This window comes from Microbulbifer epialgicus, assembly GCF_041447265.1.
Classification (GTDB): Bacteria; Pseudomonadota; Gammaproteobacteria; order Pseudomonadales; family Cellvibrionaceae; genus Microbulbifer; species Microbulbifer epialgicus.
Window position 1 is genome coordinate 1 of sequence record NZ_JBGMEK010000033.1, and the last position, 12,179, is coordinate 12,179.

12 protein-coding genes and 1 pseudogene are annotated in these 12,179 nt (G+C 49.4%); 5 read left to right on the forward strand and 8 right to left on the reverse strand.

Annotated features, from left to right (window positions below):
- Positions 1 to 83: 83 nt before the first annotated feature.
- Positions 84 to 272, forward strand: a pseudogene (locus ACCI49_RS14385) (IS3 family transposase); the annotation flags it as partial.
- 450 nt (positions 273 to 722) lie between these two features.
- Here ACCI49_RS14385 and ACCI49_RS14390 read toward each other — a convergent pair.
- Complete coding sequence (locus ACCI49_RS14390; RefSeq protein WP_371839727.1) at positions 723 to 1,670, reverse strand: ribonuclease Z; 948 nt, start codon at positions 1,668 to 1,670, stop codon at positions 723 to 725.
- Between the two features lie 182 nt (positions 1,671 to 1,852).
- On the opposite strand from ACCI49_RS14390, the gene ACCI49_RS14395 reads away from it, so the two are divergent.
- From ACCI49_RS14395 to ACCI49_RS14405, 3 genes are all read left to right on the forward strand, one after another.
- Positions 1,853 to 2,743, forward strand: a complete 891-nt coding sequence (locus tag ACCI49_RS14395) for an arylamine N-acetyltransferase family protein (protein ID WP_371839728.1) — start codon at positions 1,853 to 1,855, stop codon at positions 2,741 to 2,743.
- Complete coding sequence (locus ACCI49_RS14400) at positions 2,740 to 3,117, forward strand: flavodoxin family protein (RefSeq protein ID WP_371839729.1); 378 nt, start codon at positions 2,740 to 2,742, stop codon at positions 3,115 to 3,117. The genes ACCI49_RS14395 and ACCI49_RS14400 overlap by 4 nt, the downstream gene beginning before the upstream one ends.
- 783 nt (positions 3,118 to 3,900) lie before the next feature.
- Positions 3,901 to 4,506 carry a TMEM175 family protein gene (locus ACCI49_RS14405; RefSeq protein ID WP_371839730.1) on the forward strand — a complete coding sequence of 202 codons (606 nt, stop codon included), beginning with the start codon at positions 3,901 to 3,903 and terminating at the stop codon, positions 4,504 to 4,506.
- Between the two features lie 57 nt (positions 4,507 to 4,563).
- Here ACCI49_RS14405 and ACCI49_RS14410 read toward each other — a convergent pair whose 3' ends face one another.
- The 6 genes from ACCI49_RS14410 to ACCI49_RS14435 form a co-directional block, all read right to left on the reverse strand.
- Positions 4,564 to 4,986, reverse strand: coding sequence for a GNAT family N-acetyltransferase (locus ACCI49_RS14410; RefSeq protein ID WP_371839731.1), 423 nt, complete (start codon positions 4,984 to 4,986; stop codon positions 4,564 to 4,566).
- Positions 4,987 to 4,988: 2 nt separating this feature from the next.
- A complete protein-coding gene (locus ACCI49_RS14415; protein ID WP_371839732.1) occupies positions 4,989 to 6,143 on the reverse strand; it encodes a cupin domain-containing protein in 1,155 nt (384 codons plus the stop codon).
- A gap of 151 nt (positions 6,144 to 6,294) precedes the next feature.
- On the reverse strand, positions 6,295 to 7,668 hold the full coding sequence (purB, locus tag ACCI49_RS14420) for an adenylosuccinate lyase (RefSeq protein WP_371839733.1): 1,374 nt from the start codon (positions 7,666 to 7,668) through the stop codon (positions 6,295 to 6,297).
- Positions 7,669 to 7,683: 15 nt separating this feature from the next.
- On the reverse strand, positions 7,684 to 8,319 hold the full coding sequence (hflD, locus tag ACCI49_RS14425) for a high frequency lysogenization protein HflD (RefSeq protein WP_371839734.1): 636 nt from the start codon (positions 8,317 to 8,319) through the stop codon (positions 7,684 to 7,686).
- A 14-nt stretch (positions 8,320 to 8,333) separates the two neighbouring features.
- Positions 8,334 to 9,476, reverse strand: a complete 1,143-nt coding sequence (mnmA, locus tag ACCI49_RS14430; protein ID WP_371839735.1) for a tRNA 2-thiouridine(34) synthase MnmA — start codon at positions 9,474 to 9,476, stop codon at positions 8,334 to 8,336.
- A gap of 96 nt (positions 9,477 to 9,572) precedes the next feature.
- On the reverse strand, positions 9,573 to 10,175 hold the full coding sequence (locus ACCI49_RS14435) for a pseudouridine synthase (protein WP_371839736.1): 603 nt from the start codon (positions 10,173 to 10,175) through the stop codon (positions 9,573 to 9,575).
- Between the two features lie 149 nt (positions 10,176 to 10,324).
- On the opposite strand from ACCI49_RS14435, the gene icd reads away from it, so the two are divergent.
- A complete protein-coding gene (icd, locus tag ACCI49_RS14440; protein ID WP_371839737.1) occupies positions 10,325 to 11,575 on the forward strand; it encodes an NADP-dependent isocitrate dehydrogenase in 1,251 nt (416 codons plus the stop codon).
- Between the two features lie 105 nt (positions 11,576 to 11,680).
- Here the strand turns inward: icd and cspD are convergent, their stop codons facing one another.
- Complete coding sequence (cspD, locus tag ACCI49_RS14445; RefSeq protein WP_371839738.1) at positions 11,681 to 11,983, reverse strand: cold shock domain-containing protein CspD; 303 nt, start codon at positions 11,981 to 11,983, stop codon at positions 11,681 to 11,683.
- Between the last annotated feature and the right edge of the window lie 196 nt (positions 11,984 to 12,179).

Sequence of the window (12,179 nt, forward strand, 5' to 3'; positions counted from 1 at the left end):
TTCACGGATGGAGAGGAAGCGACAACCACCGATCAGAGCGCTGCTTGATCAGACTGGCTAAACACCAGAATTGACAATAACTCGAGTTCTACCAGCCTTCATTACGCCGGAAGATCTATGGATCAATAGAAGAGTTACAAAAGGATCTGGACGAATGGCTCACATATTACAATAATGACCGTACCCATCAGGGTAAAAAGTGTTGTGGCCGCACTCCGATGGCAACACTTGAAGATGGAAAAAGCATCTGGAAGGAAAAACTCGTAAACTGAATTTGACCTGACAAAGCACCTTCTGAAAAACCGGTAACTGTCAGATCAAGTCTGAACTACTACATATTAGGAGTACCTATTTTTACTTCCAGGTTCTCCTTTTAGCTTGGTCAGAGTATCAAAAGCCGCCAAGACTTCATAACCTACTGCTGGGTCAGAAAGAATACACTGCACTCGAGACGCGCTGTGAATACATCCCTGTAAGCTTGTAATCGGCATCCATACCGCATACGGTCCTGAGCGCAGTGTATTCTTTCCTTCTCCCATTTTAGTATATCCTAATCAATACAATATTCCTCAATGACTGACTCGATACTTTTTTCAATTACAGAGATATCTGAATTCTCTGCTAATTCATCGGCCTAATCACACGCGATATCATTATCCAAATTTCCTGTTTCCCAGGAGTTCATAGTGCCACGTTAAGGTCATCGCTCAGTTTTGTGTGTATCATTTTAAATTTCCAGATTTATCTAGTTGAAACCGCTTAAAATCAGATGCCAGTTGCAGGTTACCACTATATACAGATTGGGCTTCACAGTGCACGTCATCGATTGATGGTGTTGTACCAGTCCCTAATTGATAACGGGGACTAAAGTGGGTAAGAATCAGGATCGGTACGGAGGCCCGCTCAGCAAAAGATGCCACCTGCTTTGCATAGCTATGTCCAGCTTTAGCGGCTTTTTCAGCCATATCTTCTGTATAAGTTGACTCATGAACGAGAATATTACTATCGATACAAAAGTCTTTTAAAAGTTCCGGGCTGTCATTATCTCCACAGATTACAATTTTTCTTGGCTTTTGTTCATATAGGAGAAATTCGGCGAAAGGATATTCTTGGCCCTGATGGATGATGTTAATCCCGGCTCTTAGTTTTCCCCATAGAGGGCCCTGTGGAATCCCAGATACACGCAATTTTTCAATATTTAATGAAGCCTCTACTTTCCTTTCGGTAAAACTGTAAGCGTATGAGGGGGCTCTGTGGGAAAGTTTGGCCAGGGAAATTGTGAACTGCCCCAGATCCAGGATAGGTAATTCCTCTGATGAAATAAAGTTTAACTCAAAGGGAAGATAAAGTTTGATTAGTGCCTGCGTAGAAGAGAGCCAATCACGGATGGCTTTTGGCGCTACAAGTGTCAGCGGTGCAGTCCTACCCTGCATGCCAGCACTTGCCAGCAACCCTGGAAGCCCATAGCAATGATCGCCGTGGATATGAGTGATGAAAATGGCGCCAAGTGAATTCAAAGACAGACTGGTGCGAAGGATTTGGTGCTGGGTGCCTTCTCCACAGTCGATCAGGTACCAGTTTTTTCTCTGGCTTTCAATTAATGCAATAGCGGTTACATTTCGATCTTTTGTCGGTGTACCTGATGATGTGCCTAAAAACAATAGTTCCAATGGATAGTTACCTCTGTAGTCACCACTCCAAGCATACGATAACGAAGTAGAGGGGGGCCTTAAAGTTTGGTAATAGCATTGTGAAAATAGAAATTGAGAGATCTACTGATTGGTATTGACCTCAAGCAAGGTTTAGGTATTAGACTGCCTCCCACTTAAATGGCCAAGAGGAGTTCAGGTATATGACAAAGAATACAAATGGCGTTGACCTACAAGGTTATTTTAAGCGCATTGGCTACAACGGTGCGCCCGCTGTTGATCTGCAAACTCTTGGAGACCTTCTTGCGTATCACGTTCGAGCCATACCGTTCGAGAACGTAACCTCCTTTCTTGGGAGTCCGGTAGATATTGAGATACTTGCGATTGAGGACAAATTAGTACGCCATCAACGGGGGGGCTATTGCTTTGAGCAAAATGCTTTGCTGCGGGATGTGTTGCAGCAGATTGGTTTTACAGTCACGGGGCTCGCTGCTCGTGTCCTATGGCAAACTCCGCCGGACCATCAACCGGCTCAGTCCCACATGATTCTATTGGTGGAAATTGATGGGGGCCCTTACTTGGTGGATGTGGGGTTTGGCGGTAACACTTTGACGGCGCCGCTACGCCTGAACTCACCAAATCCGCAAAGCACACCTCACGGAACTTATCGGTTCACCCGGAACGGTGATGGTGAAGATTATCTGCTCCAGGTGAGAGTAGAAGGTATTTGGCGGCCAATGTATAGCTTTGATCTCCGGCCCCGCACCGGGGGTGACTACAAGATTGCCAATTGGTTTTGTTGCACCCACCCTGACTCTCGTTTTGTTCAACACCTAATTGCAGCGAGGGCCTTCTCTGAGGGACGCCATGCGTTAGTGGATCGTCAGTTGAGTTACCAGCCCATTGTGGGCCCGAAGAGTGTCATTATGCTGGCAAATATAGAAGAACTACGCCGTACCCTAGTGGATATATTTGGTATTGAAGTTCCAACAGGGGCAGTCGCGGATGAAAAACTTAGGACTATCTTCTTGGGAAAATCAGAACAACGACGGGGGGAAGATACTGGTGCTCTCATCAGTCCGGTGGCGTTATGAACAAAATCGGGGTTGTCTATCATTCGATTTGCGGCAGTACCAGAGAACTGGCGCAAGCAGTTGTTGTGGGAGCGGCTAACATCTCGGGCTGTGAGGGCGTAGAGCTTCCTGTTTGTGGGGAGGATATTCAACAGGGCCGCTATAGAAACCATGATCTTATGATCCAGCTAGATCAATGCGAAGCTATTGTGCTGGGATCACCAACTTTTATGGGTAATGTGACAGCTCAATTTAAGGCATTCATGGATGCTGCTAGTGGCCGATACAGCGATCGTAGCTGGATCGATAAGTTTGCAGCGGGTTTTACTATTGGTGGTAACTTCAGCGGAGATCAGCTGAATACTATCCAAACCATGCAGATATTTGCGGCGTAAATGGGAATGCTTTGGGCCCCTCTGGGGGTGCTGCCTGACTCGGCAGGGAAGGGCATGAACCGCGTAGGGTGTCAATCTGGCTTGGTTGCTGTGACAGATAAAGAGCGAGACGTAAATCAACTAGATCTTCTCACTGCCTTGTACTTGGGAGAGAGTAGGGCACCTTTCATCCCGTCTGCTGCCTCACTAGCTATTTCATATTCCTGGCGCTAAGTCTATGGAGGTATTGTCTTTGGCGTTGGGGGAATTGATTACTGCGATAGTGGGGCTATAAGTGCCGGTTATCGGGTCCTTTGTCAGCGATTAGTAACATTTTGTCGTTTAGTTTACTCCTTATGCTGGGTCCACTTGCCAATTAAAGGTGGACTTCTAGATAAAGTTTCAGTTTTAGGTTGTGAAAAATGAGAAGCTCATTTCATTGAAGTGGGGTAGCTCACATCATATTTGCAGGCTCTAAAATTATCGTTTTAGTGAGCCAGTTAACAAACTTTTTGCCGGAAGAAACACTCAAAATACCTATGATTTCTCCAAGGATGGTCTTGTACTCACTCCATTGAGGCAAGTCATTTACCCAACAAATTTGTCGAGGTGGTGTTCTGATATTTATTTTTCATAAAGAATGCACTTACAAAGTCGTTATCAAACTGTGTTTTTTATAAGCGCTAGAAACATCTCAAAGAAATGTAACCAGAGAATAGGTTTGTGTGAGAATCAGATTGACTTGGACATAATCACCGGCTGGCTGGGCTTTACTGTAATTTTCACTAACGCAAAGTGGTAGGTATGCATCACAAGTCTTTTCTTTCCAGCCGTATCAATGCGCTTAGCGATGGCGTCTTCGCTATTGCTATGACGCTTTTGGTATTTAACATCCAAATTCCAGACTTGGCAGATATCAAGCTAGGTGAAAACTTCCAGACCAATATCCACCAACAAATTCCTCATGTATTTTCTTGGTTGCTGAGTTTTGCCATCCTTTGTCGGTTATGGCTTAACCACAATCACCTGATGTCTAATCATGAATCCAAGTCAGCAGGATTTACCGGGCTTAATTTCTTATTGCTAGGGGCGGTAGCATTTATCCCTTTTCCTGCGGGGTTGTTGGGAGAGTATCCAAATCAGGCTTGGTCGATAATTCTCCTGTCTATCACTTATGCTGTGGCTGCACTGGCGATAGCGGGAATGTGGTGTATAGCCCCAAATCGGTCTAGCGTCGGGGCGAAAAGGGTATTGTTAGTGAGTATGGTGATGCTGCTCACCAGTATATTGGCCTGCCTTTTAACAGTCATTAATCCCTACTGGGGGTTGGCACTCTGGTTAGTGTATGTGGTGGGAATTGCTCCGCTCGCTTATTTAATGGAGCGTTATGTTTTTACTGGGGAGGATTAGTAGTAAGTGGTGAGCGCTGGTAGATGGAGGCAGATATACCAGCACTTTACGGTGATGTCAGCTTAAGTTCTGCACCATCTTGATATGGGGTATGCCAGCTTCAAAGAAAACTTTCCCTTCAGCACTAAAGCCAGCCTTGGAATAAAAGCCTTGTGCTTGTTGTTGCGCATGCAGAAATATCTGCCGATAGCCTTGTTGTTGGGCGTATTCAAAAATTGCCTTGAGTAATTCTGCTCCCAGACCTTGCCCCCTTACTTTTTTGTCGATCGCCATACGGCCAATCTTCCCAGCTTGCGTCAGGCGACCGGTGCCTACAGCTGCACCACCCTGAAAAACCAGGAAGTGCTGTGAACTCTCTTCCTGGTTATCCCACTCAAGGTCTGCGGGTACTTTCTGCTCTTCGACAAAGACTGCTTGCCGAATTGCACGAATGCTATCTCTTTCAGTTTGCCAATCTGCTGGGCGTACGAAAATTGCCATAATCAGAAATCCTCAGGAGGGTAGATTAGAGTGCCTTGAGATACCAGTTGATCAATCAGCCCGTTGTCCTTGGCAATTTCTGGGAAGGTCTCTATCTCGTTCCAGGTAATTTCATGGGACTTGGTAAATTGCTCGACAAAAACAAGTGGAGCGGTGAAGGCTTCGCCATCGACAAAAAGGGTTGAAGGTTCTCGGCAGAATGCCGCTCGCGATGCGGGATTCAGCACTAACTGAACTCCTTGTGGCAATTGTTCACGCCAGTCGGCGGCATCACCTGCATCAAGCGCAACGGTATCCGGATATTTTGCCTCAGTCATAACTGCGCCAAACCACTGGGCGATTTTCTTCGGTTGTTTTAACCACTCCCCGAGTTGTTGTTGCAGCCGAGCAACGGAAGCGGGATCTATTTCGGAGGGGTTCTTCGCTGGCTCTGCGCCAGAATCGGTATAGCGTTGGCTATCTGGTAACCCTATTGCTACTTCAGCAGCGAGATCTTCGAGAATTGCAGCAGCTGAAGGAGCTCGAAAACCAACGGAAATGGTGGTACAAGCACCTTCGGCAATGCCCCAATGGCTGTATTGTGGCGGGAGGTAGAGCATATCTCCGGGCTCTAGTACCCAACTGTTTTCGGCATTGAATTCTTTAAGGATGTTAAGAGGAGTTCCCTCCAATCGAGGGTTGGTTTCATCCACTTTAGGACCTTGTTGCCATAGGCGCTTGCCTTCGGCTTGCAAAAGGAAAACGTCGTAATGATCGTAGTGAGGGCCGACGCTGCCCTGGTCAGCGGCATAGCTGATCATTATGTCATCCAGGCGCCAGTCAGGGATGAAGCGGAAGTAATCTTTCAACTCCGCTATCTCTGATAGCCATTGATCTACCGCTTGTACTAATAGAGTCCAGTGGGTGCGGGGCAGGGAGAGGAAGTCCTCTTCGCTAAAGGGGCCTGTACGCAATTCCCATGGGCCAGTCTCGCCGTTTTCCAATACCAGGCGAGATTCCACAGCATCTTCCAGCGCCATGCCGGCGAGTTCCTCACCGGATATTGGTGATTCGAAATTGGGAAAAGCATTGCGGATCAGCAGGGGCTTCTGTTGCCAATAATCGCGCATGAATACTTCGATTGGCATATCGCCTAGGTGGGTAAGGGGGCTGGCCACGGTAACTCTCATTGTCAGATAGGCTGGGGATTACTCTCAACACCTGCACTTGATTATGAATCAGCAGCAGTACGCCGACTCGGCAAGGAAAAGCAGTAATAATTATTGGTGATCTACCGACCACTGCGAAGTGGCCGGTAGCTAAGCTCACTTAAATTTTGCGAGCCTGCTCTATGGCATTACCGATATAGGAAGCTGGAGTCATTTCCAGCAAAGCATTTTTGGCATCTGTGGGAATTTCCAGGTTCTCGATAAATATTTTCAGGGTTTCACGGGTGATGCCCTGGCCGCGAGTGAGAGCCTTCAGTTTTTCATAGGGCTCTTCGATATTGTAGCGACGCATTACGGTCTGAATGGGCTCAGCCAGAACTTCCCAGGAGTTGTCCAGGTCTTCCGCAAGGCGTTCACGGTTGATTTCCAGCTTGCCCAGGCCTTTCATCGTGGCGGCGTAGGCAATTGCTGAGTAACCGGCGCCCACACCCATGTTGCGCAGTACAGTGGAATCGGTCAGATCGCGCTGCCAGCGAGAAACGGGTAATTTTGCAGCCAAGTGCTGAAATACGGCGTTGGCCAGGCCTAGGTTACCTTCAGAGTTTTCGAAGTCGATAGGGTTAACCTTGTGCGGCATGGTAGAGGAGCCCACCTCACCAGCAACGACCTTTTGTTTGAAGTAGCCGAGAGAAATGTAGCCCCAGATATCGCGATCAAAATCGATCAGAATAGTGTTAAAACGCGCGATCGCGTCGAACAGTTCGGCAATATAGTCGTGCGGCTCAATCTGTGTGGTATAGGGGTTCCAGGTAAGGCCTAGGGAGGAAATAAATTCTTCCGCATTTTTCTCCCACTCGATAGTTGGGTAGGCGGAAAGGTGCGCATTGTAGTTACCGACTGCACCGTTGATTTTACCTAATAGTGGCACGGCTTGTATCTGAGTGACTTGGCGACGCAGGCGAGCTACCACATTGGCCAATTCCTTTCCAACAGTGCTGGGGCTGGCAGTTTGTCCATGGGTGCGGGATAGCATGGGAACATCGGCAAAGGTTTTTGCGAGTTCGGCAATGCTTTCTACCAGTGCGTTCATTGCTGGCAGCATCACATTGTCGCGTCCAGCACGTAGCATCAGCGCGTGGGAGAGGTTGTTGATGTCTTCGGAAGTACACGCAAAATGAACGAACTCACTAACTTTAGCCAGTTGCGCATTGCTGCTGATTTTTTCTTTGAGGAAGTACTCAACCGCTTTAACGTCGTGGTTGGTGGTGCGCTCAATTTCCTTGATACGCTGGGCATCCTCCAGAGAAAAATCGGCAACGATGCTATTCAGCAGTTGGTTGGCTGCATCTTCAAACTGTTCTACCTCAGCGATTTCATTGTGCGCGGAAAGTTTTTGCAACCAGCGCACTTCCACTTCAACGCGGGCGCGAATCAGGCCGTACTCACTGAATATTTCACGAAGGGGGGCAGTCTTGCTCTCGTAGCGACCATCAATAGGGGATACCGCTGTGAGTGCGGAAAGCTCAACTGTCATAGTAAATCTCCGGGATTATGAATTTTTAGATTCGATATGTGCGATCCATTCGTTGGTCGCATGCAAAAGCTTTTTACGTTGGAACAGCAGGTGTAGGCGTCGGCCGCCTAGTTGCCGCCAAAGGGTCGCGGCGCGCACGCCGGCAAACAACATGGAGCGTATTTGGTTAGCAACACGTTGTTGTTGCAGAAAATTGAAGTCTCCAAGCACTTGGATACGAAAACGGAAAGTGCCCAGAGTATCGCTGTAGATACCGGCCAGGTTGGAGAATACATTCTCGTGGGTTGGAGCAAAGTGTTCGGCCTGCACCTTGGCTTTTTCCAGGCGACTGCCGATGATGGACAGCAAATCGCTTTTCTTGCTCAGCTGTCGTTGTAGATACAAGACAGAAAGTGCATAGCGCAGGCAATCGGTATACTCGGGGTGCTGCCGGGACTGTAAGAGTTGTTTTGAAACCTGCAGGCCGGGCAGCAGGTTCTTTGCCCCGTCAAAGACATCCTCGGTGCGATCGGGATTGAGTTGGAACAAGCTGTGAACCCCCGTTTCCAGCTGAGCTTGAGGTGCGGTGCCGGTTTTCGCCAGGCGTTCCACTAACGTGGCCGATTGAAATATTCCGGCCAGTGCCAGTGCCTGATCCCGCCAATTATCCAAAATTGCTCCTTAATTTACTTCTTGTATTTTTCCGGTACGGCGGTGCCGACTCCTGTTGCATTTTCTATTACTGCGCCGCCGAGGCAAACCTCCCCATCGTACAGTACCAAAGATTGCCCAGGGGTTACCGCGCGTTGTGGCTCGTCAAATTTTACTACCAAGTTACCACTATCTTGCACAAACACAGTGCAGTCCTGATCGGGTTGACGGTAGCGGGTCTTGGCCTGACAACGGAATTCTACCGCCGGTGCCACACCATTGATCCAGTGAGTTTGGGTTGCTTGGAGACCGGTTGAGTATAAAAGGGGGTGGTGTGCACCTTGAGCAACGATTAGTACATTGCGCTCGAGGTCTTTACCCACTACATACCAAGGTTCCTCGCCAGCACCTTTAACGCCACCGATACCAAGCCCCTGACGCTGACCGATGGTGTGGTACATCAGGCCTGCATGGTGGCCCATGATGCTCCCTTCAGGGGTCTCCATATCGCCAGGTTGTGCGGGTAAGTACTGCTCCAGGAAGTCCTTAAAGCGGCGCTCGCCGATAAAGCAGATGCCGGTACTGTCTTTTTTATTGTGGGTAATAAAGCCATTTTCTTCGGCAATACGTCGTACCTCAGGCTTTTCCAATTCGCCCAGGGGGAAGAGCGAGCGTGCAAATTCGGCTTCGCCCACCGCGTGTAGAAAGTAGCTCTGGTCTTTGTTGCCATCGAGGCCTTTAAGCAGGTAAGTACGGCCATCTCTATCGCGGCGACGGGTGTAATGTCCGGTGGCAATAGCATCCGCGCCCAGTACCTCAGCGTACTCCAGGAAGACTTTGAACTTGATCTCCCGATTGCAAAGGATATCGGGGTTCGGTGTGCGCCCAGCCTGGTATTCTGCGAGGAAGTACTCGAAAACGTGGTCCCAATATTCAGCAGCAAAATTAGCGGTATGTAACTTGATACCGAGCCTTTCGCAGACAGCCTGAGCGTCGGCCAGGTCTGCTTTTGCGGTGCAGTACTCTGTGCCGTCGTCCTCATCCCAGTTTTTCATAAACAGGCCTTCCACCTGGTAGCCTTGCTGCATGAGCAGAAGTGCGGCTACAGAGGAATCAACACCGCCGGACATACCGACGATGACGCGCTTTGGCTGTTTGTTGTGCGTGGAATCTGACATAAGGAGGACAGTCACTACTTCACTGTTATGGAAAGGAGGCGAATTTTACCTGTGAATGTGCCTCCTGACCAAGACTGCTTTGATCTTCGGTTATATTTAGCGCCGTCTACGGGGTTGGTTGCGCCCCTGCTTAAGCCTTTGTTTGGGCCTAGAGGTGCTAAAAACCTCCTCTATACGGTACTCGCCAGGCTGAAGCGTGTTGAGTTTCCAGTTGCCAATTCCCATACGCACCAGTCGTAGGGTAGGGAAACCAACAGCGGCAGTCATACGCCGAACCTGCCGATTGCGCCCTTCGGAGATAGTTAGCTCCAGCCAGCTGGTGGGGATGGATTTACGCTCGCGGATCGGTGGAGTGCGAGGCCATAGCTCCACACCGGCAAGGCGTTTGGCCTTAGCCGGCGCTGTGCGCCCATCTTTTAGCTCAACTCCCTGACGTAGAGCCATTAGTGCCTCTTCATCTATCTCACCCTCTACTTGGGCCCAGTAGGTTTTAGCCACCTTTTTCTTGGGATGACTTATCTGGTGTTGTAGCGCACCATCATTTGTAAGTAACAGCAGTCCCTCTGAGTCGTAGTCGAGTCGGCCGGCAGCATAGAAGCCTTTGTGCCGGATATAGTTCGCTAGTGTGGCGCGCCCTTGGTCATCCGTGAATTGGCTTAACACGCCAAAAGGCTTGTTGAGGAGAATAATCTTAGCCATGACAAAAATTGAGTATTGTAATCCAACTACAAAAATTAACCGAGGCTGCTATAATCCCGCCGTTTTTTATCCCCGCCCTAAGGTCCCGGGGGAGCGGTGCAAGCAACGCTGGACCTAAAACGTCATAGAATATTGGGAGTTTACGCAATATGGGTCATATCCAAGTGCCGGCAGACGGCGAAAAAGTTACAGTCAATTCCGACGGTTCGCTGAATGTTCCGAATCGCCCGGTTATTCCTTTCATTGAGGGTGACGGCATCGGTGTGGATATCACCCCGGTAATGCGCAAGGTGATCGACGCGTCCGTAGAAAAAGCTTTCGGCGGCGACAAGAAAATCGAGTGGATGGAAATCTACTGTGGCGAGAAAGCGGCAGAGACCTACGCTGGTGACTGGTTCCCGGCTGAAACTCTGGAAGCGATCAAAGACTACGTTGTTAGCATCAAAGGCCCCCTGACCACTCCAGTAGGCGGCGGCTTCCGTTCCCTGAACGTTGCTCTGCGTCAGGAGCTGGATCTGTACGTATGTCAGCGCCCGGTTCGCTGGTTTAGTGGCGTACCTTCTCCGGTTAAAGAGCCGAACAAGGTAGACATGGTGATCTTCCGTGAGAACTCTGAAGACATCTACGCTGGCATCGAGTGGAAAGCTGATTCTGACGAAGCGAAGAAAGTCATTAAGTTCCTGCAGGACGAGATGGGTGTTAAGAAAATTCGTTTCCCCGAGCATTGCGGTATTGGTGTTAAGCCGGTATCTGCCGAAGGCACCAAGCGTCTCGTGCGCAAGGCAATCCAGTACGCCGTTGACCAGGACCGAGATTCCGTAACCCTGGTACACAAAGGTAACATCATGAAGTTCACCGAAGGTGCCTTCGCTGATTGGGGTTACGAGCTGGCTCGCGACGAGTTTGGCGCCCAGCCGCTGGATGGTGGTCCTTGGCACAGTTTCAAGAACCCGAAGACAGGCAAAGAGATCGTTATCAAGGACGTAATTGCTGACGCTATGCTGCAGCAGATCCTGCTGCGTCCTGCTGAGTACGACGTAATTGCTACCTTGAACCTGAATGGCGACTACCTGTCCGACGCACTGGCTGCACAGGTTGGTGGTATTGGTATCGCTCCGGGTGCAAACCTGTCTGATGACGTTGCCCTGTTCGAAGCAACCCACGGTACTGCGCCCAAGTACGCTGGTCAGGACAAGGTTAACCCGGGTTCCCTGATTCTCTCCGCTGAGATGATGCTGCGTCACCTGGGCTGGAACGAAGCTGCGGACCTGGTTATCAAAGGCATGGAAGGTGCGATTGAAGCCAAGACTGTAACTTACGACTTCGAGCGCCTGATGGACGGTGCTGAGCTTAAGTCCTGCTCCGAGTTCGGTGACGAAGTTATCAAGCACATGGCCTAGATTGCCAAATTGGATGCCGGGCTCTAAGGCCCGGTCCCGATAGCAAAAAAGCCTTTCACTTTGCAGTGAAGGGCTTTTTTGTGCGTGCGGATTGCCAGAAAGAGGCTAGTCGAGAGCCTCAGCTTCCTTTTCTCTCACGCTTTCGGCATAGGCCGGTTCGGAGTTCGGTATGGAAGGTTTGCTGGCAGGGGCGGCATCGCCCGAGGGCACAGTAGAAATATTGGCAGCGTGATAGCCTTTGTCACCCCTGACGATGTCAAAGGTGACTTGTTGGCCAGCCTTCAGGGTTCGGTAGCCTTCCATCTGAATAGCGGAATAGTGCGCGAACAGATCCTCCCCTCCTTCATCTGCAAGAATAAACCCATATCCCTTTGCGTTGTTGAACCACTTCACGGTACCGGTAGGCATAACGATTCCCTCTAATTGCCTGAGTGACCAACTGGCCACCTTACAGAGTTTTTATATTTATTTGACCTGCGGATTAATCGACTGCGATCCTATCTGCGATTAACGGCTGTGAACGTGCAGGCACTAACTCTTGTAGTCAACTGGTATGGGAATGTCAAGAAACGCAAGTGGACTCTGTGATGTTCCTGTGTCGTAG

Coding starts and splice junctions, on each gene's coding strand:
- ACCI49_RS14395 (WP_371839728.1), top strand. CDS start 1,853: ATGACAAAGAATACAAATGGCGTTGACCTACAAGGTTATTTTAAGCGC.
- ACCI49_RS14400 (WP_371839729.1), top strand. CDS start 2,740: ATGAACAAAATCGGGGTTGTCTATCATTCGATTTGCGGCAGTACCAGA.
- ACCI49_RS14435 (WP_371839736.1), bottom strand. CDS start 10,175: ATGGCTAAGATTATTCTCCTCAACAAGCCTTTTGGCGTGTTAAGCCAA.
- ACCI49_RS14410 (WP_371839731.1), bottom strand. CDS start 4,986: ATGGCAATTTTCGTACGCCCAGCAGATTGGCAAACTGAAAGAGATAGC.
- ACCI49_RS14405 (WP_371839730.1), top strand. CDS start 3,901: ATGCATCACAAGTCTTTTCTTTCCAGCCGTATCAATGCGCTTAGCGAT.
- cspD (WP_371839738.1), bottom strand. CDS start 11,983: ATGCCTACCGGTACCGTGAAGTGGTTCAACAACGCAAAGGGATATGGG.
- icd (WP_371839737.1), top strand. CDS start 10,325: ATGGGTCATATCCAAGTGCCGGCAGACGGCGAAAAAGTTACAGTCAAT.
- purB (WP_371839733.1), bottom strand. CDS start 7,668: ATGACAGTTGAGCTTTCCGCACTCACAGCGGTATCCCCTATTGATGGT.
- mnmA (WP_371839735.1), bottom strand. CDS start 9,476: ATGTCAGATTCCACGCACAACAAACAGCCAAAGCGCGTCATCGTCGGT.